The organism is Nocardia goodfellowii, from assembly GCF_017875645.1.
Lineage (GTDB): Bacteria > Actinomycetota > Actinomycetes > Mycobacteriales > Mycobacteriaceae > Nocardia > Nocardia goodfellowii.
The window spans coordinates 891,670-910,683 of the sequence record NZ_JAGGMR010000001.1; the positions used below are offsets into that span (position 1 = coordinate 891,670).

The following is a 19,014-nucleotide window of genomic DNA, read 5'->3' on the forward strand; positions in this document are numbered from 1 at the left end:
GAATGCGTTGCGTGTGTTCGCCGGGCAATCCCTACCTGGAGTCTGTACCAGCGCGAGTATTTACCCCATCTTGAATTCTGCCCCTGCCGGATTCGGGTGCAGGGGGCTAATCTGCACGCATGCGTGAAAACATCACCCTCCTCCGTGGCCTGGAACCTGCCGCTACCGAGCAGGAAATCTATGCCGCCGCACTGCAGTACGTGCGCACGGTCGGTGGCGTTTCCGGTTTGAGCACCACCACCAAGGTGGCCGTCGACAAGGCCGTCGCCGCGATCGCCGCCGCCACCACCCAGTTGCTGGCCGACCTACCCGATACCCGGGTGGCGCCGACCACCGAGCCGCCGCTACGCCGGGTCGGTGCGGGCGAAGCGCCGTCCTGAGTCAGGGCAGCGCGCCGGGGCCGTACGCGGCCAGGCAGGCCAGCGCCGTTTCCAGTGCGAGACTGCGCTCTTCGATCGGATAACCCAGTAGTTCCTCGATCCGCTGGATGCGGTAGCGAACCGTATTCTTGTGGACGCCGAGCAGTTTCGCCGCCGCCTCCGGGCTGCGGTGACATTGCAGGTAGACGTGCAGTGTCGCGCGCAGGCGCGCGGCGTTGCCGTCCCGGCCCGCCAGCGGGCGCAATTCCCGGCCGATCAGGCCGCGCATAGCCGCGTCGTCCGCACCGGCGAGGTAGGCGATCTCCACATCCCGGTAGGCGTGCACCCGCGGTCCCCCCGAAGTCGCGCGCTCGGCGACATTGCGCGCCGCGACCGCTTCCCGATGGCTCGCACGGAAACCCGCGACCTGTGCGCCGGGCACGCCGAAAGCGACCCGCACCGGGGCTTCGACCAGGTCGGTCAGAGATGAGAGTCCACCGGGCGCAGCCAGTTTCACGATTCGGTCGGCGTCATCCACACCAGCCCATGCCCACATGCTGCTCGCGCCGGCCGGCACGGTGAGCAGCCGTGCCGTGCCGAGCGCGCCGGCCAGCCGGGCGGCGACCCGGTCCAGCAACCCGATCGCCTCGCCGTCGCCGGGGATGTCGCCGCCGGGTTCGTCGGTCCAGAGCACGAACGCCAGGTGCTGGCCGGCCAGCCGGTACCCGAGCCGGATCGAGGCCTGTTCCGTATCCACCGCCGCGCCAACGGAATCGATGTCGGCGAGCAACGCGTGCACGGTTTCCGTGCGCCGGTTCAGCGCGGCGCGGAAGACGCGCTCGCGTTCTTCCATGTAGGTGTCGGTGAGCAGTTCGACCGAGGTGCTCACCCACTTCGAGGACCGCTCGAACAGGCGCAACAGCAGGGCGCGTTCGATGTCGTGAGGCGCCTGCCGCTGGTCGATGGCCTCGGTCATGTAGTCGAGCACGGCTTCCTGGCCCACGTGATAGACCCGCAGCAGCAACCGCAGTTCGAATCCGCGCCGGGCGATGGTGCGCGCGAAGGCGTGCGCCTCCTCCGGGATGGCGAATTCGAAGGTGTCGCTGGCCAAGCCGGGCAGCATGGCGCGAGCGTGCGCCCGGGTGCTGGCGGTGAGGTCGCGGCGCATATCGCGGTCGGCGAGTTCGGGGATGCGCGCGATGATGACGGAGTTGAGCCGGTCGACCAACTGCTCCAGGGATTCCGCGCGCATCGTCTCGTAGACGTAATCGGCCAGCCAGGCTCGGATTTCTTCACTGTCCGGACCGGGCACCGAGTGCGATCCTGCCACGTCTGCCGCCTCCATTTGTGCTTCGAATACAAATCAGACCGGTTCCGTTGACAGATCGGGCCAAGACCGTCTCGCCGAATTGTGTCACGATCATAGACGAGTGAGTTGAAGCACAGTGTGCAGCAGCAGTGGGAGAACAGCGTGACCAATACCGAATCAGCAGCCGGCATCGAGCAGGCGCCCGCCGGTCGAGCGACCTCGAAGGCCGAAGCGCCCGCCGTCATCGAGGTGCGCAATCCCGGCACCGGCGAACTGGTCGGCACGGTGCCCGCCCAGTCCGCCGACGAGGTCGCCGCCAAGATCCGGGAACTGCGGCTGTACCAGCCGGAATGGGAGGCGCTGGGCGCGGACGGCCGCAAAGAATGGTTGCTGAAGCTGCAGGACTGGTTGATCGACAACACCGAGCACCTGGCCGACGTGCTGCAGTCGGAAACCTCCAAGCCGCGCGCCGACGCCCTCATCGATCCGTCGTTCGGCTGCGATCTGATCGGTTACTACGCGCGCCGGGCCGGCGGGTTCCTCACCGACGACCATCCGTCGCCGCACAGTCCGCTGGCCCGGGTCAAAAAACTCACCGTCACCTACAAGCCGTACCCGGTGGTCGGCGTCATCACCCCGTGGAACTTCCCGCTGGCCATGCCGATCATGGACGTGATCCCGGCGCTGGCCGCGGGCGCCGCGGTCATCCTGAAGCCGTCCGAGGTGACGCCGCTGTCGGCGCTCGAATTGGCCCGGGGCTGGGCCGAAATCGGTGCGCCGCCGGTCTTGGCGGTGGCCACCGGCGCGGGCGAGACCGGCGCCGCGGTGGTCGGCAACGCCGACTACATCCAGTTCACCGGCTCGACGGCGACCGGCAAGAAGATCGCCGCCGCCTGCGTCGAGCGGCTGGTCCCCTACAGCCTGGAGCTGGGCGGCAAGGATCCCGCGATCGTGCTGGCCGACGCCGATATCGATCGGGCCGCGCACGGCATCGCCTTCGGCGGCATGTTCAACGCGGGCCAGGTCTGCATCTCGGTGGAGCGCGTCTACGTGGAAGCGCCGATCTACGACGAGTTCGTCGCCAAGCTCACCGCGAACGTGCGGGCGTTGCGCCAGGGCATCGACGGGCGCGAAATCGCCCATGACGTAGGCGCGCTGGCCAACGAGAACCAGGTCGCCATCGTGCAGCGGCATGTCGAGGAGGCCGTCGCGGCCGGAGCGAAGGTGCTGACCGGCGGCAAGCGCACCGGGCAGGGCACCTTCTTCGAGCCGACCGTGCTGGTCGACGTGGATCACTCGATGAGTTGCATCTCCGAGGAGACGTTCGGCCCGACGCTGCCGGTGGTCAAGGTAGCCGACGAAGCGGAAGCCGTTCGGCTGGCCAATGATTCGATCTACGGCCTGTCGGCCTCGGTGTGGACCGGCGACAAGGAGCGCGGCGAACGCGTCGCCCGCCAGCTGACCGCCGGCGCGGTCAACATCAACGACGTCTTCGCCAACCTGTTCAGTTACGCGCTGCCGATGGGCGGCTGGGGACAGTCCGGTGTCGGCGCGCGGTGGGGCGGCGCGAACGGGGTCCGCAAGTACTGCCGGGCCCAGGCCATCACCAAGCCGATCCTGCCGACTCAGCAGAAGGAACTGTTCTGGTATCCCGCCAAGCCGGCGAATCTCCTGTTCGCCCTGGGCGCGATGCGGGCCGCGGGCGCGCGCGGCCTGCGCCGGATCGACATTCCCGCCCTGCTGAAACTCAAGGGAGACAAGTAATGCCCGACGCTACGAAAATCCGCGGCAAGGTCGTCGTCATCACCGGCGGCGCACGCGGCATCGGACTGGCCACCGCCACCGCGCTGCAGGCCCTGGGCGCGAAGATCGCGATCGGCGATGTCGACGAGACCACCGTCAAGGAGTCGGGCGCGGCCCGCGATTTCGACCTGTACGGCAAGCTCGATGTCACCGACGCCGCTTCGTTCGAGAGTTTTCTCGACGAGGTGGAGCGCACTGTCGGTCCGATCGACGTGCTGATCAACAACGCGGGCATCATGCCGACCGGCAAGCTCGCCGACGAGCCGGATCAGATCACCCGCCGGATTCTCGACATCAATGTCTACGGCGTGATCCTCGGTTCCAAGCTGGCGCTGAACCGGATGCTGCCGCGCCGCAGCGGGCACATCATCAATATCGCGTCGCTGGCCGGCGAGACCCACATTCCCGGCCTGGCCACCTACAACGCGAGCAAGCACGCCGTGCTCGGGTTCACCGACACTTTGCGCGAGGAGTACCGGGATACCGGCGTGCACTTCTCCTCGGTCCTGCCGACGCTGACCAATACCGAACTCGGCGCGGGCGTCACCGCGCCGAAGCTGTTGCGCCCGGCCGAGCCGGAGGAGATCGCGGATGCCATCGCCGAACTGATCGCCGCGCCGAAGTCGAAGGTCCGGGTGACGGCGGTGGCGGGGATCATCTCGCAGGTGGTCGGGCTGCTGCCGCAGGCGGTGGGTGACGGCATCGCGCGGGCGCTCGGGGCGAGTCACGCGTTCCTCGACGATGTCGATGCCGAGAAGCGCAAGGCGTACGAGGACCGGGCGCGGAACATCTGAGCGCTCGTATTTCGGTATCGGCGGTGGCTCATTCGAGCCACCGCCGCACTATTTGTGACTAATCTCACAATGTACCAAGGATACTGATTACCGATCGGTCATCGATCGTTCTCCAGCCGGTCACCGAGGCTTAGCAGGCGGTCTGCCGCAGTCCCGGCACCGATTCATTGCCGCTGGTCAAGCGACCAGCGACGATTTCGCCGGTGCGCCCGGAGGCGAATGCCAGCCATTCGCGGACGCGATGGTGCATACGACCAGGTTAGGGAATATGCTGTCCCTAACAAACCTGTCGTTTGTTTTGGTACCCGTATCCGAACTTTCTGGCTTGATAGAGCTAGAAATTCAGGACTGATTCTGATAGCAAGGGGCTATGGACCCGCATTTGCGCGACCTGCGGTATTTCGTCGCCGTCGCTGAGGAACTGCACTTCACCAACGCGGCACAACGCCTGCACATCGCTCAACCCACCCTTTCGCGTCAGATCCGTCAGCTGGAACGCCAGCTCGACGTGGTCCTGTTCGACCGCAATCAGCGCAGTGTCGCGCTGACTGTCGCCGGTAAGGAACTGCTCGAAGGCGCCCGTAAAATCCTCGAGCTCTGGGAAGTCACCAACGTCTCCCTGCAGGAAGCGGGCGAGGTGCTGCGCGTCGGCATCCAATCCGCGCTCGGACGCGGACTGCTCAACGATCTGGAGAGCGCCAGCGGCCATCGGCTGGCCCTGCACGCGGCGTCCTGGACCGACCCGTCCAGCGGACTGTCCGGCCGGCAGGCCGACTTGGCGCTGGTGTGGTTGCCGCTCCCGGATCAGAATCGCTACCGCTGGCAGGTGCTGCGCACCGAACAGCGCTGGGTCCTGCTGCCGGAGAGTCACCCGCTGGCCGAACAGGAGAGCATCGCGTTCGCCGATCTGCTGGACGAACCGTTCGTCGCGCTGCCGTCGGAAGCCGGTGCGGTGCGCGACTTCTGGCTGGGCAACGACGCTCGCAACGGACGCCACGCCAAGATCGGCGCCGAAGCCGCCACCACCGAGGACAAGCTGGAGGCCGTCGGCCTCGGGCTCGGTGTCTGTCTGCTCGCGGAGAACAATGTGCCGATGTACCGCTGGCCCGGCCTGACGGCGCGACCGGTCACCGGGCTCGCCCCGTGCGAGCTCGCGGTGGCCTGGCGCGCCGACGACACCCGCCCGACCATCCTGGAATTCGCCGGACGGGCTGTCGCGGGCGGCTTTTCGGCTACCGCCGGGGAGTAAGCCCGTCAGTGCACCGTGCGCGCCCAGGGGCGTAGTTCTTCCAGTTGCGCCGACAGGCGCAGCAGGGTTGCTTCGCTACCGGGCGGGCCCGCGAGCTGGGCGGCGACCGGGGTATTCGAGCGGTTGTGCATGCCCATCGGGATCGATGCGGCCGGCCAGCCGACCAGGTTCCAGATCGGGACGAACGGCGAAAAATGAGTGCTGGTCAGCACATTCGTGAGCCAGCCGCGCATACTCCAGGGCCGCGCCTTCGGTGGCGGGGCGGCCAGCGTCGGCGTGATCACGACGTCGTAGCGTTCGAAGAATTCCAGTAAGCGCGCCTCGATGCGATCGATTTGCGCGGGGCGGACCAGTCGCAGGCGCTGCACCAGCCTGCCGAGTGCGAGATGCTGGCGGGTCCGCGGCTGTAGTCGTTCCGGGTGCGTGAGTCGCGCGGCGGACGGAAGCGGGGCGGTCAGCCAGCGCAGCAGCACCGCCGCCAGGGCGCTGCCGTAGGGCAGGGTCGTGAGCTCGACCCGGTGTCCGGCAGCCGCGGCCACCGCCGCCGCGGTCCGCGCCGCGGTGGCCCATTGCCGGTCGACGCGCAAGAAGCGCAGCGGTGGATCCACGGCAAGGGCGATACGTAGTCGTCCGGGCGGGTCCACCTCGGCTAGGTTCGGGCGGGCCGCCATTACCGAGAGCATGAGCGCCGCGTCTCCGACAGTCGTTGCGAAGACGCCGTTTTCGGACATTCCGGACGAGTCGTCCAGATTCGGCACGATGTGCCGACCGGGCTTGAAACCGTAGACGCCGCAGCAGGCGGCGGGAATTCGCACCGAGCCGAGGCCGTCGATGCCGTGTGCCACCGGGACCAGTCCGGCGGCCACCGCGGCGGCCGCACCGCCCGAGGCTCCGCCCGCGGTGCGCCTGGCATTCCACGGATTTCGGGTGATGTGGCCGGCGCCGTCGGTGGTCGCCCACAGGCCCAGCTCCGAAACAGAGGTGAGTCCAACGATGACCGCGCCGGCCGCGCGTAGTCTCCGGACCACCTGATCGTCGAACCGCGCCGAGGTCTGGTCGACCGCGGCCGAGCCCGCGAGGACGGTCTCGCCCGCCACCGCGAGGGTATGTTCCACCGCGACGGGCACACCCGCCATCGGCAGTTCTTCCAGATCAGAGCGCTGCTCCAGCTCGGCGGCCTCGGTCTTGGCCTGCTCGGTGCGGATGACGCTGAAGGCGTTGGTCTTCCGGTTCTGCTCGGAGATTCGCCACAGGGCGGTGTCGACCACCTCGGTGGGCGCCACGGCGCCCTCGTGGATGCCGGCGGCGATGGCCGCGGCGGGTCCGTTGTTGTCAGGGGAGGGGTTTTCGGCGATGACTTCTTCGGAAGCCACGTTGTCGGCAACCGAGTTGTCCACAATCGCCGTACGCTCGTTGTGCATGTGTTGCATCGCCCCCGTCGCTCGTAGTCGAAATCGGGTGATTGCTTTAGAGCCGCAAGTTATCATTCCGAATACTGCTCGAGGGACGATGACGTCGGGTGTGGCGGGAGATTTTTCTCCGGCCGCCCACAGACCGAGAGAGCGGACATGTGAACATCCGCCGATCCACTAGGTCAGAAATATGAGCATCGAGCCCGAGAGAAATTCCGATCCCGACGACTCCGCTCAGTTCAGTGCGGTCCGAGTGGAGTTCGGCGCGGTCGAGGCCTTCTCCGCCGCATGGGAATCCGCCGCTCGCGCCGTCGCGGCCGGGCAGGGTACACCCGAGGTTCCGCAGATCGCCGAATATTTGCCGGACGCGCAGACGCTGCGTCGCGAAGCCCTCGTCGAGCTCATTCGGGTCGACTTGCGACACCGCTGGCTGCACCGGTCGAGCGCACCGGATACCGTCCGCCGGCCTAAGCGACTCACCGAATACTGCGCGGAATTCCCGGAACTCGATCCGCGCGGTCTGCCCGCCGGTTTGGTGTACGAGGAATTCGTGGTGCGGCGGCACAGCGGCGAGCGGGTGGATCCGCGCGATTGTCTGCGCGAATATCCTTACCAGGCTGTGGAGTTGCGCGAACTGCTCAATTCCGATGAGGTGGATCAGAGCACGCGGCGGGCCGCGCCGGAGGACATACCGGGCCCGGACACACCTGCCGCCGCACTGGACGGCACCGTTGCCGCGGCATTCGAGCAAACGCGTACCTCGGCCTATGACGGCACCCGGGCGCCGGCTCCGGACAGCACCATCGGGGACGACCCGGAACCCATCGACCCGCTCGACCGCATCGAAATCGGCCAGCAGATCGATGATTTCGATTTGCTGACGGGGCTGGGCAGCGGTGCCTTCGCGCGCGTGTTCCTGGCGCGGCAGCGCTCGATGCAACGGTTGGTCGCGGTGAAGATCTCCGCTGATCACGGCACCGAGCCGCAGACACTGGCGCAGCTCGATCACGACTACATCGTGCGCGTATTCGACCAGCGGCTGCTGGACTCCGGTGGGCACCGGGACGGCAAGACCCGCCGGCTTCGCTTGCTGTACATGCAGTTTCTGCCCGGCGGCACGCTGCTGGGCGTACTGCGCTGGGTGCGGGCGACGCCGCCCGCCGAACGCAGCGGCCGGCTGCTGCTGGACGCGGTGGACGCGGCCATGGAGGAGAAGGGCGAGATCCGCCCGACGGATTCGAGTGTGCGAGCCGAGATCGCCGCACTCTCCTGGCCGGAGACGGTCGCCTGGCTGGGGCGGCGGCTGGCCGAGGCGCTGCACTACGCCTCCGAGCACGGCGTGCTGCACCGCGACGTGAAACCGGCGAACGTCCTGCTCACCGCCGAGGCGGTGCCGAAACTGGCTGATTTCAATATCAGTTTCAGCCGCAATGTGGAGGGAACGAGTCCGGTCGCGTACTTCGGCGGTTCGCTGGCGTACATGTCGCCGGAGCAGCTCGAGGCCTGTCATCCCGAAAAGGGGCGCTCCGCAGCGGATCTGGACACCCGCGCCGATATCTACGCACTGGGCGTCGTGCTCTGGGAACTGCTGACAGGTGCGAAACCGTTCGACGACAACACCGCCGACGCCGACGGCTACGGTGACGACACGATGCTCGAGGCGATGCTGGAGCGCCGCTGCGCGGGTGTGGAATCAGCTGCGCTGCAGCGGGTTCCGCCCGACTGCCCGGCCGCGCTGTGCCGGGTGCTGCTGACCTGTCTGGCACCCGAGCGGGACAAGCGCTGGGCCGGCGGCGAGGTACTGGCCAAGCAGTTCGACCTGTGCCTGGACGCGCGCGCCCGGGAATTGGTCGATCCGAAAGCGGGGAGCTGGCGGCTGCGCTTGCGGCCGTGGATCATGCCGGTGCTGGTGGCCTCGATCGGGTTGCCGAATGTGCTCGCGTCGCTCTACAACATCCAGCACAACCAGACGCTGATCGTGGAACGAATGACCGAGGAGGCGCAGCGCACCTTCCTGATCGTCACCGGCGCGGTGAATTCGATCTTCTTTCCGCTCGGTTTTCTGCTGGTGGTCTACCTCTCGCGGTTCGTGCTGACGGTGCCGCGGGGATTACGGCACGGGAAGCACTACGATCCGGACACCCTGCGCCGGGCCAGAGCCGACGCGCTGCTGCTCGGGGAACGTGCTGTGGCGATACCGTTTTGCCTATGGGTGATCTCCGGGGTCACCTTCCCGGTCGCGCTGCAACTGGCGACCGGTGAGATCACCGGTCGCTCGGTCGTCCACTTCCTCGCGTCCATCGTGGTGTGCGGCGCCATCGCGGCGTCGTATCCGTTCTTCCTCGCCACCTTCTATATCGTGCGATGCGTGTACCCGGTGTTCCTGCGGCACGGTGAGATCAGCGCGGACGACGCGGTGTGGCTGCGCGGGCTGGACCGGCGCTGCAACGGATATCTGGCCATCGCCGCGTCGGTGCCGCTGCTCGCGGTGGCCGGGGTGACATTCCTGCCGCCCGCCGACATCCCGATGGTGATCGTCGCCGTCCGGGTGCTGTGCGCGGGCGGGATCATCGCGTTCATCGGTTCGTATCTGCTGTTCCGGGCCCTGGAGACCGATCTGCAAGCACTGGAACGAGTGGTCGCGCCGACTCTCACCGAGGACGCGGTCCCGGTGAAAACCGTTGTCCTGCCTCCACTCGGACCGATCCCGACCGTACCGGCGGAGGCCGCGACCACGGTGGCCAAACCGCAGCGAGACAGGTGAATCCGTGAACCCGCCGTTCGGCCGCCCGATCAGCCTGTCGCATGTGCACGACCCGGCGACCACTCCCCTGTTTCCCGGCGATCCGGATTTCCGCGTCGATATCGCGGCCACCACCGCAAACGACGGCTACTACCTGCGCTATATCCAGCAGGGCGAGCACACCGGAACCCACTGGGGCGCACCGATTCACTTCCACGCCGACGGATTGGCGGCGGATCAGCTCGACCTCGCCGATCTCCTGCTGCCCGCGGTGAAAATCGATGTGCGCGAACAATGCCGAGCGAATCGGGACTACGCGATCAGCGTCGCCGACTTGAAACAGTGGGAATCGCGGCACGGACGGATACCGGGCGGGACGGCGATCATCGCCTGGACCGGATGGGACGCCTTCTGGGGCACACCGGAATTCATCGGTGAGGGTGAATCCGCTTACCACCAGCCCGGTTTCGCGGTGGAGACGGCGGAATGGCTGCTGCGCACCGGACGACTGGGCCGCCGGGGCGCGCTCGGCATCGACACCTTCGGTCCGGATGTCGGCACGGACGACACCTACACCGTGTCGAAACTGCTCTACCAAGATCACCGAATCAGCTTGGAATGCCTGGCCAACCTCGCCGACCTACCCGCCACGGGAGCATGGATCCTGGTCGGCGGCGCGCTCTATCGCGGCGGATCCGGTTCTCCCGCCACCATATTCGCGTTTCTACCCTGACGGTCCGGCCGCCGTCAGCCTCGAACGGCTATTCGCCGCCGTAGACGCGCGGGTGCAGGGTGCCGATGTAGGGCAGGTCGCGGTAGCGCTCGGCGTAATCGAGGCCGTAGCCGACGACGAATTCGTTGGGGATGTCGAAGCCGACATTGGCGACCTCGACCGGGGTCTTGAGGGCGTCGGGCTTGCGCAGCAGGGTGACGACCTCGAGCGAGGCGGGATTGCGGGTCTTCAGGTTGCGCATCAACCAGGACAGGGTGAGACCGGAGTCGATGATGTCCTCGACGATCAGGACGTTGCGGCCGGCGATGTCCTTGTCCAGGTCCTTCATGATGCGGACCACGCCCGAGGAGGAGGTGGAGGAGCCGTAGGAGGACACCGCCATGAATTCCAGCTGCGTCGGGATGGACAGTGCCTTGGCCAGGTCGGTCATGAAGAAGATCGCGCCCTTGAGCACGCCGACCAGCAGCAGGTCACCCTCGGCGGCGTCGGGCGGATAGCGTTTGGCGATGATTTCCGCCAGCTCCTGGGTCTTCTCGGCGATCTGCTCTTCGGTGATCAGCACCGATGCGATGTCATCCCCGTACACGTAAGTGGTGTCCCTTCCGTGAATGTTCTCAGCCCAGCCACTGCGCAGACATCCGTTACCGCCTGTGCATGGTCAGCCTGCCATGTTCGCGCCCGGCAACCAACCTCGTGTCCGCGGTCCCACCGCCGACGGCCACCCCGCCCTGCCCGCGCCAGGCGGTGACCAGCGCGTCTACCGCGCGTAAATGCTTGCCGGTCAGTGCCTTCGCACCGCCCGCGAGGAGCCAGGCGCGGATCGCGCGGCGGCGCAGGGCGGCGGGAGCAGTGGCGAGAATCTCGATGGACAGGGTGTCCCCATCAGCGCCCGGCGCCTCGGCGCCGGACCTCCGCGCCGATGCCAGCAATTCTTCGGCAAGCGCATCGAGCACCGCGCCGTCCTCGCGCAGCTGCTCGGCCGTGCGCGCCAGCGCCGGCGCCACACCGCCGCCGAGCACGTCTTCCAGCAGCGGCAGCACCTCGCCGCGCAGCCGCACCCTGGTGAAGTCCGGCGAGAAGTTGTGCGGGTCCTCGTACGGCGTCAGTCCGATGTCGGCGCAGCACTGCCGGGTCATCGCGCGCCGCACACCGAGCAGCGGGCGGCCCCACGGTTCGGCATAGGGAGCCATCCCCTGGATCGAACGCCCGCCCGAGCCGCGCGCCAACCCGAGCAAAACGGTTTCGGCCTGGTCGTCGAGGGTGTGGCCCAGTAGCACCGGTTGCCCAGCGCGGGCCGAGCCCAGCGCCGCATAGCGCGCGTGCCGGGCGGCGGCTTCCATCCCGCCCGCGGTCCCGACGTCGACCTCGAGCACGCGGGCGGACCGGCAGCCGAGACGCAACGCCGCCGCGGCGGCCGCGGCGGCGACCTTTTCCGAACCCGCCTGCAACCGGTGGTCGACGATCAACGCGTCGACCGATGCCGCCTCGAGCACAGCGGCAGCGGTCAACGCGAGCGAATCGGCGCCACCGGACAACGCCACCGCGACCGCACCCTCCGGCGCGTATTCGGCCGACCAGGCGCGGACCGCCTGCCGGATCTCCAGGACCGCGGCGGTCTCCGGCAATCTCCGGGTGCCCGTCAGGCGAGAACCCGGGCGACCCACAGGTCCGGATCCTCGATTTCGGCTGTGCGGGGCAGGGTTTCGGCTTCGCTCCAGATGATGTTGAACTGTTCCATGCCGACCCGGCCGACGACGTGATCGACGAAGGCCTTGCCGCGCACATACTGCGCGACCTTGGCGTCCACACCGAGCAGTGCGCGCAGCAGCCGCTGGATCGGATTGGCGGGGCGGGTGCGGCGCTTGTCGAAGGCCGCCCGGATCTGACCGACGGTCGGAACGACTTCGGGGCCAACGGCATCCATCACGTGATCGGCGTGGCCCTCCAGCAGCGTGCCCAGCATGAGCAGCCGGTCCAGCGCCTCCCGCTGCGCGGGCCCCTGCGTGGCGCGCAGCAGCCCGACCACGCCGCGCGTCGCCGGATCGTCGGTGCCGGTGCGGCGACGCTCGCGCAGTTCCTCCACCAGGCGCGACAGCATCTCCGTCATCGGTTCGTCGCCGACCTGGCCGAGCACCTCGACGTTGTTGCGCATGTAGTCGGCCAGCCACGGCGCCGAGGAGAACTGCACCCGGTGCGTCACCTCGTGCAGGCACACCCAAAGCCGGAAGTCGCTGGGCGAAACCCCGAGCGCGCGTTCCACTCCCATGATGTTGGGCGCGACGAGCAGCAACGTGCCGTCGGGCCCGGTGAACGGATCGTATTGTCCGAGAATCGCTGTCGACAAGAACGCCAGCATGGCCCCGGCCTGCACGCCCGCCGGCTTGCCGGTGAGCAGACCGCGGTCCTTGCCGTCGCCGTCGGGACCGGTCAGAGCGGCCATCGAATCGGCGGCGGCGGAAATCCAGCCCGGCCGGTCGACGATGCGCGCCGCGGGCACCGGGCGATCGTCGAGCAGGCGGCTCACTTCCCGCACCGGGCCTTCGGCGCGCACGGACGCCGCGGCGAGTTCGCTGACCACCTGTTCGGCCGAGGAACGCGACGCGCGCGGACCCGCGGGCACCAGCAGCCCGCCGGTCCGGGCTGCCAGCTTCCAATCGATGGCGCCGGACAGCGACGAACGCCGTCTCTTGTCCAACGAGGAATCCGGACCGGCGGACCCGATCGTCTGGTCAGCGCTTTCGGCTGAACTTGTCTCGAACATGGTCAACCACCCGTCACGAGCATCCACAGTTACGCAACGTGCCGGCGATAGCGTCCAAGGCGGGCCTGCTCACCTCGGGGGGCCGATCATTCGACATCAGTGCGAAGGTCAGCACTCGGCCGTCTCGGTCGAGCACATACCCGACCAACGTGCTGGACACCGACAGAGTTCCGGTCTTGGCCCGCACCCAACCCGCGGCGTGGTGATTCTGCGCGACATAGCGCGGCGCCAGCGAGCCGGTGGCGCCGGCGATCGGCAGGTCATCCAGCATGGGCGCCAAAGTCGCGGCGAGCTGGCTGTTTTCGGGCACGGCCTTGGTGCCGGTCGGCTGCACCAGCTGGTTTCCGGTGGGGCGTGCGGCGGTGGAGAGGACCTTGTCGAGCACGCGCGGGGACACCCGGTCATCGGTGGAAAGCCCACTCGCGTCGTGCATGACCATTCCGTTCAGCTCGAAGCCCGCCTTGGTCAGGGTGGCGGCCACCGCGGCCACCGCGCCCGCGAACGAGGGTTCGCGGCCGGTGGCTTTGGCGATTTCCCGGGCGACGGTTTCGGCGAGCACATTGTCGGAATGCACCATCAGCTGATGCAGCCGCTCCTTGAGCGGTGCGGACTTCACCGTCGCGACCTCGGGCGCACCCGGGGCGGCAGTGCCGATCCGGACCTTCGCCGGATCCAGCCCGAGCGCGACGGCCAGCGCCTGACCGGCGGCCAGCGCGGGAGTCGGGGTGCGCGGGGAGTATTCGACCAGCGGATCCAACCGGCCGCCGTCGATCATCACCGATTCGATCGGCGCGATGGAGCCGCCCGGGATATCGCTGCCCTCCCAGCCCTGGGCCATGGTCGGGCCCGCGTAGGCGGAGGTGTCGACGACGATGGTGTCGGCCTTGCGACCGGACTTGCGGATCTGCTCGACCAGGTCGGACAGGCGCGGAGCGTCCGGGTAATAGCCCTTGCCGTCGGGCTGCGCGGTCAGCGTCGGATCACCGCCGCCGACCAGCACGAGTTCGTTCGGCGCCGCACCGGTGACCACCTTGGTGAGCACCCGGGAATCGGCGGGCAGGGCCAGTAGCGCGGCCGCGGACAGCAGGATCTTCGCCGTGGAAGACGGAATCATCGACCGGTCCGCGTCCTGGCTCCACAGTGTGGTGCCGCTGTCCGCGTCGGTCACCACCCCGGAGAACGCGCCCAGATCCGGATTCGAGACGACCTGCGCGAGTGCCGCCGACAGCCCGGCCGGTGTCGGCGCGGGCGCGTTCGGCGGCGCGGGAACCACCTGGGGGGCCGGTTTCACCGGCGCCGGCGGTTCGGCGATGGTCAGCCCGCCGTGCCGGAACTCCGGCGTCCACGGCCGCAGCACCACCAATCCCGAGACGCCCGCCGCGAGTAGCACGGTCAGCACGAGCACGATCGGGATCCACGTTTTGCGCCGTCGAGCGGGCACGACGCCACCATTGCTGTTGTTGCCACCTACCACGTGCCGCCGTCTCCCTGGCTTCGCCGAGCGCACTCCCGTGCACCTGTCCTGCTCATCTGGTCACTCCGCAGGCTCCGCTCCTGCATTCACTCTGGTCACTCCCGCAGGCTCCGCTCCTGCATTCACTCTGGTCGCTCCGCAGGCTCCGCTCCTGCGGCCCCACCGCCCACACTATCCTCGTACCGCTAGCGTTCCCCCGTACAACCTGGCGAGTCGGCAGTCGTGCCTGCTCTAGACATATCAGCGCAGAAGGAGATGGCGTGGAGTTCGACGTCACCATCGAGATCCCCAAGGGTTCCCGCAACAAGTACGAGGTCGACCACGAGACCGGGCGCGTCCGTCTCGACCGCTACCTCTACACCTCGATGGTCTACCCGGCCGACTACGGCTTCATCGAGAACACCCTCGGTGAGGACGGCGATCCGCTGGACGCGCTGATCCTGATGCCCGCCTCGGTGTACCCGGGCGTGATCGTCGAGGCCCGCCCCGTCGCCATGTACAAGATGGAAGACGAGGCCGGCGGCGACGCCAAGGTGCTGTGCGTGCCCGCGGGGGACCACCGCTGGGACCACATCCAGGATCTGGCCGATGTGCCCGCGAACGACCTGGCCGACATCAAGCACTTCTTCGAGCGCTACAAGGACTTGGAGCCGGGCAAGTACGTCAAGGGCTCGGAGTGGGTCGGTCGCGCCGAGGCGGAGGCCGAGGTCGAGGCTTCGTTCAAGCGTCTGCAGGAGAACGGCGGCCACTGAGCCCCCGGCGAAGAGCGGGAGGTCCGTACGGACCTCCCGCTTTTCTGTGCGGTAGTGCTGGCACTACCGCGGTCACTCCCCCAGTCGCGAACCCGGATTCGGGCGCGTACGCCATGGGCGGGACAGCTTGGAATTCCTAGGCTCGACGTGGACCGGGACGATGTTCCGCCCGGCCCGAACGGGAGAGGAAGCCATGACCGTCGATCGGCGGAGGAAACGCAAGCAGAGGGTGATCGCGGTGCTGGCCGCGGTCACCGGTGTATTGGCCGGGGCCGGAACGGTTGTCGCCGCACCGGCGGATCCGCTCGCGCGCTTCGCACAGCAAGAGCTGACCTGGAAGTCGTGCGACGATCCCCGCTTGGACCCGGCCGGCGCACAGTGCGCCGATGTCACCGTGCCGCTGAATTACGCTGAGCCGCAGGGCCGCACCATCACCGTGGCCATCTCCCGCATCCCCGCCGCCGATCCGGCCCAGCGCCGCGGCATCATGATGTCCAACTCCGGCGGACCAGGCGGCCCGGGCCTCGACTTCATGGTCGACGTGGGCGCGGCGCTCACACCGCAGGGCCGGGCCGCCTATGACCTGATCGGCATGGACCCGCGCGGTGTCGGCCGGTCGACGCCGATCGACTGCGGCTGGCCGCGCGGCTTCGGCCTGCACTCGGCCGGAACCGACGCGACCTCGTTCGCGGAATCGGTCGCCATGCAGTCCGAGCTGGCCGGGCGTTGCGCCGCCGCCTACGGAGATACGTTGCGGCACTTCAGCACTCGCAACACGGCCCGGGACATGGACGTCATCCGCGGTCTGCTCGGCGCGGACCGGATCAGCTACTACGGCACCTCCTACGGCACCTACCTGGGCTCGGTCTTCCTGCAGATGTTCCCCGAGCGCAGCGATCGTTTCGTGCTGGACAGCTCGGTGGATCCGGACCGCTACGGCGCGGGCATGCTGCGGGACATGGGTCCGGCCAACGAGGCGGCACTGGATCTCTGGGCCGATTGGGCGGCCGCCCACGACAGCGAATTCCGTTTTGGCGCAACGCGTGCGCAGGTGCGGGCCACCCTCGTCGCCCTGATCGAGCGCGCGGGCCGGGAGCCGATCCCGGTGGGCAAGTACCTCGTCGACGACCACTGGTTGCCGCTGGTGCCCTACGTCGGACTCGACGACCCCCGCAAATACCCGCTGATCAGCGCCCAACTCCGGCAGATCGCCGACGCCGCCGACGGCAATCCGGTGCAGCCGGGTCCGGAACTGGACTCGATGCTCGCCTTCGCGACCGCCGCGCTGCCCGAGGACGGCTCGGCGCAGATGGCGATCATGTGCGGTGATGTGGGCGTACCCCGGGATCCGTCCTGGTACTGGGGCAATATCGAGGCGGCGCGGGCGAGCCAGCCGGTATTCGGGGCGTTCTCCAACAACATCACGCCGTGCGCCTTCTGGACTCCGCCGGCCGAGACGCCCACGGTGGTCGACAATTCGTCGCCGGCACTGATCGTGCAATCCACCGGCGATACCCGCACCACCTACGGGGCCGCGCAGGCGATGCGGCGGGCGCTCGACGGTTCGCGGATGGTGACTTTGCAGGACGTCCCGATCCACGCCATCTTCGGCAACTACCCGAACACCTGCGTCTACGGGGCGATCAACACCTATTTCGATACGGGCACGCTGCCGGAGCAGGACTACTCCTGCCGGGCGGACTGATACCGCTGAACGCCGGAACCCCTTGCGGGTTCCGGCGTTTCAGGCGTTCAGGTAGGCCAGGACAGCGAGCACGCGCCGGTGCCCGACCTCGTCGGCCGCCAAGCCCAGCTTCGCGAAGATGCTCCGAATATGTTTGTGCACAGCGCCTTCGGTGACCACGAGCCGCTCGGCGATGGTGGCGTTGTTGTGTCCCTCCGCCATCAGGGCGAGCACTTCGCGTTCCCGCGCGGTCAGCGTGGCCAGCGGATCGTCGGCTTTGCGCCGCACGAGCAGCTGCGAAATCACCTCCGGGTCCATCGCCGTGCCCCCGGCCGCGACGCGGCGCAGCGTGTCCAGGAAACGATCGACCTTCCCGACCCGTTCCTTGAGCAGATAGCCGACGGCTCCGGCTCCGTCGCCGAGGAGTTCGGCGGCGTAACTGTCCTCCACGTAGGACGACAGCACCAGCACCGGCAGGCCCGGATGGATGGCGCGGGCGCGCACGGCGGCCCGTAGTCCGTCATCGGTGAACGTGGGCGGCAAGCGGACATCGACCACCACGGCGTCCGGACGGTCGGCCCGCACCGCGGTGAGGAAATCGTCGGCATTGTCGACGGCCGCGACCACTTCGATGCCCGCGGTGCTCAACAACAGCACCAGGCCCTCCCGTAGCAGGGCGTCGTCCTCGGCGATCATGACCCGCACGGCAACTCCACCCGCAATACAGTAGGCCCACCCGCGGGACTGGTGAGCGTCATCCGTCCGTCCAGGGCTTCGGCCCGGCGGCGAATGCCCGCCAACCCACCGTCCTCGGTTTCCCGCGCGCCCCCTACGCCGTCATCGGCGACCGCGATGACCAGCAGTTCGGGCGCTCCGCCGAGCGTGATCGAAATACCTTCGGCAGAACTGTGTTTGGTCGCGTTGGTGAGCGCCTCGGCGATCACGAAATAGGCCGCCGCCTCCACCGCCGCGGGCCGGCGGCCGACTCCGCTCAGATCCAGCACGCACGGGATCGGGCTGCGCGCGGCGAGCGCCGAGATGGCGCTGACCAGTCCGCGATCGGAGAGCACCGGCGGATAGACGCTGCGCACGACATCACGCAGTTCGGCCAGCGCGGCCGTGGCGGTGTCCTGCGCCTTGCGGACCATGGCGTCGGCCGCGTCCGGATCCCGCACGCGAAGCTGGTCGGCCAGGCCGAGTTGCATGATCACCGCCGCGATCCGGGCCTGCGCACCGTCATGCAAATCCCGCTCGATGCGGCGCAATTCGGCGCCGTGCGCGTCGAGCGCGGCGGCGCGGGTGGCGGTCAGCTCGGCCACCCGATCGGCCAGCGCCGCCCCCTCGGGAGGCCCGAGCAGCGCTCGCGCGACCAGAGCCTGCGCGCGAGCGAACACCGGCGTCTGCAGGACGACCAGGCCGAGCGGCACGGCCATCAGCGCGGTCAGCAGTGCGGTCGGCCAGGAGACGACATCGATGCCGATATTGGAGGCGGGGTCGTCTTCCGGGAGGAATTTCCAATATCCGAGCAGCAGAACCAGATTGAGCACGCTGAACGGCAGGATCAAGGCGATGCAGCCCAGCACGAGACCGGTCAGCGCGTGCAGCGACAGCCAACCGAGATCACGCCGGTTGGCCGGGTCGGTGCACACCGTGGTGAGTTGCTGTTTCAGGCTGCCGGTCAACGGCTGGTAGACCGCCGCGATGGGGGTACCCAGTCGCTTCGCGGCCCGACGGCGTTCGAACGCGACCAACGGCCGCAGCAAACGGACGGTCTCGGGTATCGCCGGCAGCCCGACCCCGATCACGCTCAACCCGGCCACGAACGCCAGCACGACAACAGCGAACATCGCGACCAGGCCGGTCACGCCCCCGACCACCAGGTAACCGACCGCGGCAGGTAGCTGCCGCAGCCGGTCCCGGAGGTACCGACGAACATCCATG

The 19,014-nt window shown here is 68.2% G+C and carries 16 protein-coding genes; 8 read left to right on the forward strand and 8 right to left on the reverse strand.

All coding sequences use genetic code 11. From position 1 onward, the window contains the following. Positions 1-119 precede the first annotated feature (119 nt). On the forward strand, positions 120-380 hold the full coding sequence (locus tag BJ987_RS03685; RefSeq protein ID WP_209884680.1) for a DUF2277 domain-containing protein: 261 nt from the start codon (positions 120-122) through the stop codon (positions 378-380). Position 381: 1 nt separating this feature from the next. Here BJ987_RS03685 and BJ987_RS03690 read toward each other — a convergent pair whose 3' ends face one another. Further along, positions 382-1,689 (reverse strand): PucR family transcriptional regulator, encoded by a 1,308-nt coding sequence (locus BJ987_RS03690; protein ID WP_307869452.1) that lies wholly within the window; start codon positions 1,687-1,689, stop codon positions 382-384. Positions 1,690-1,830: 141 nt separating this feature from the next. Here BJ987_RS03690 and BJ987_RS03695 point away from each other — a divergent pair, with 141 nt between their 5' ends. The 3 genes from BJ987_RS03695 to BJ987_RS03705 all read left to right on the forward strand — a co-directional run bounded on the left by BJ987_RS03695 (position 1,831) and on the right by BJ987_RS03705 (position 5,514). Then, entirely contained in the window at positions 1,831-3,432 is a 1,602-nt protein-coding gene (locus BJ987_RS03695) for an aldehyde dehydrogenase family protein (RefSeq protein ID WP_209897797.1), read from the forward strand. Further along, positions 3,432-4,265, forward strand: a complete 834-nt coding sequence (locus BJ987_RS03700) for an SDR family oxidoreductase (RefSeq protein WP_209884684.1) — start codon at positions 3,432-3,434, stop codon at positions 4,263-4,265. Before BJ987_RS03695 ends, BJ987_RS03700 begins: the two co-directional genes overlap by 1 nt. Positions 4,266-4,635: 370 nt before the next feature. After that, the gene (locus BJ987_RS03705) at positions 4,636-5,514 is read left to right on the forward strand and encodes a LysR family transcriptional regulator (RefSeq protein WP_209884686.1); all 879 of its coding nucleotides are present in this window, start codon (positions 4,636-4,638) and stop codon (positions 5,512-5,514) included. Positions 5,515-5,519: 5 nt separating this feature from the next. Here the strand turns inward: BJ987_RS03705 and BJ987_RS03710 are convergent, their stop codons facing one another. Continuing rightward, positions 5,520-6,935 carry an amidase gene (locus tag BJ987_RS03710; protein WP_209884688.1) on the reverse strand — a complete coding sequence of 472 codons (1,416 nt, stop codon included), beginning with the start codon at positions 6,933-6,935 and terminating at the stop codon, positions 5,520-5,522. 181 nt (positions 6,936-7,116) lie between these two features. Between BJ987_RS03710 and BJ987_RS03715 the strand changes: the two genes are divergently transcribed. Beyond that, positions 7,117-9,690 (forward strand): serine/threonine-protein kinase, encoded by a 2,574-nt coding sequence (locus BJ987_RS03715; RefSeq protein ID WP_209884690.1) that lies wholly within the window; start codon positions 7,117-7,119, stop codon positions 9,688-9,690. Between the two features lie 4 nt (positions 9,691-9,694). Beyond that, the gene (locus BJ987_RS03720; protein ID WP_209884692.1) at positions 9,695-10,402 is read left to right on the forward strand and encodes a cyclase family protein; all 708 of its coding nucleotides are present in this window, start codon (positions 9,695-9,697) and stop codon (positions 10,400-10,402) included. A gap of 28 nt (positions 10,403-10,430) precedes the next feature. On the opposite strand, the gene hpt is transcribed toward BJ987_RS03720, so the two are convergent. From hpt to dacB, 4 genes are read right to left on the reverse strand one after another with little or no spacing between them, the layout of a single operon-like run. Further along, a complete protein-coding gene (gene hpt, locus BJ987_RS03725; RefSeq protein ID WP_209884694.1) occupies positions 10,431-10,988 on the reverse strand; it encodes a hypoxanthine phosphoribosyltransferase in 558 nt (185 codons plus the stop codon). A gap of 55 nt (positions 10,989-11,043) precedes the next feature. Continuing rightward, positions 11,044-12,066 (reverse strand): tRNA lysidine(34) synthetase TilS, encoded by a 1,023-nt coding sequence (gene tilS / locus BJ987_RS03730; RefSeq protein WP_372446832.1) that lies wholly within the window; start codon positions 12,064-12,066, stop codon positions 11,044-11,046. After that, positions 12,042-13,163 (reverse strand): Rv3626c family coenzyme F420 biosynthesis-associated protein, encoded by a 1,122-nt coding sequence (locus tag BJ987_RS03735; protein WP_209884696.1) that lies wholly within the window; start codon positions 13,161-13,163, stop codon positions 12,042-12,044. Before BJ987_RS03735 ends, tilS begins: the two co-directional genes overlap by 25 nt. 13 nt (positions 13,164-13,176) lie before the next feature. Continuing rightward, a complete protein-coding gene (gene dacB / locus BJ987_RS03740; RefSeq protein ID WP_307869453.1) occupies positions 13,177-14,604 on the reverse strand; it encodes a D-alanyl-D-alanine carboxypeptidase/D-alanyl-D-alanine endopeptidase in 1,428 nt (475 codons plus the stop codon). Between the two features lie 293 nt (positions 14,605-14,897). Between dacB and BJ987_RS03745 the strand changes: the two genes are divergently transcribed. Beyond that, positions 14,898-15,389, forward strand: coding sequence for an inorganic diphosphatase (locus BJ987_RS03745; protein WP_209884700.1), 492 nt, complete (start codon positions 14,898-14,900; stop codon positions 15,387-15,389). 193 nt (positions 15,390-15,582) lie between these two features. Beyond that, positions 15,583-17,094, forward strand: a complete 1,512-nt coding sequence (locus BJ987_RS03750) for an alpha/beta fold hydrolase (protein WP_209884702.1) — start codon at positions 15,583-15,585, stop codon at positions 17,092-17,094. A gap of 39 nt (positions 17,095-17,133) precedes the next feature. Here the strand turns inward: BJ987_RS03750 and BJ987_RS03755 are convergent, their stop codons facing one another. Together BJ987_RS03755 and BJ987_RS03760 are read right to left on the reverse strand one after the other, a co-directional pair. After that, positions 17,134-17,778 (reverse strand): response regulator, encoded by a 645-nt coding sequence (locus BJ987_RS03755; RefSeq protein WP_209884704.1) that lies wholly within the window; start codon positions 17,776-17,778, stop codon positions 17,134-17,136. Beyond that, complete coding sequence (locus BJ987_RS03760; protein ID WP_209884706.1) at positions 17,766-19,013, reverse strand: sensor histidine kinase; 1,248 nt, start codon at positions 19,011-19,013, stop codon at positions 17,766-17,768. The genes BJ987_RS03755 and BJ987_RS03760 overlap by 13 nt, the downstream gene beginning before the upstream one ends. Between the last annotated feature and the right edge of the window lies 1 nt (position 19,014).

Excerpts from the sequence above, each read along its gene's own strand:
- BJ987_RS03685 (WP_209884680.1), top strand. The coding sequence starts at position 120 with ATGCGTGAAAACATCACCCTCCTCCGTGGCCTGGAACCTGCCGCTACC.
- BJ987_RS03700 (WP_209884684.1), top strand. The coding sequence starts at position 3,432 with ATGCCCGACGCTACGAAAATCCGCGGCAAGGTCGTCGTCATCACCGGC.
- BJ987_RS03705 (WP_209884686.1), top strand. The coding sequence starts at position 4,636 with ATGGACCCGCATTTGCGCGACCTGCGGTATTTCGTCGCCGTCGCTGAG.
- BJ987_RS03710 (WP_209884688.1), bottom strand. The coding sequence starts at position 6,935 with ATGCACAACGAGCGTACGGCGATTGTGGACAACTCGGTTGCCGACAAC.
- BJ987_RS03715 (WP_209884690.1), top strand. The coding sequence starts at position 7,117 with ATGAGCATCGAGCCCGAGAGAAATTCCGATCCCGACGACTCCGCTCAG.
- BJ987_RS03735 (WP_209884696.1), bottom strand. The coding sequence starts at position 13,163 with ATGTTCGAGACAAGTTCAGCCGAAAGCGCTGACCAGACGATCGGGTCC.
- BJ987_RS03750 (WP_209884702.1), top strand. The coding sequence starts at position 15,583 with ATGACCGTCGATCGGCGGAGGAAACGCAAGCAGAGGGTGATCGCGGTG.
- BJ987_RS03760 (WP_209884706.1), bottom strand. The coding sequence starts at position 19,013 with ATGGATGTTCGTCGGTACCTCCGGGACCGGCTGCGGCAGCTACCTGCC.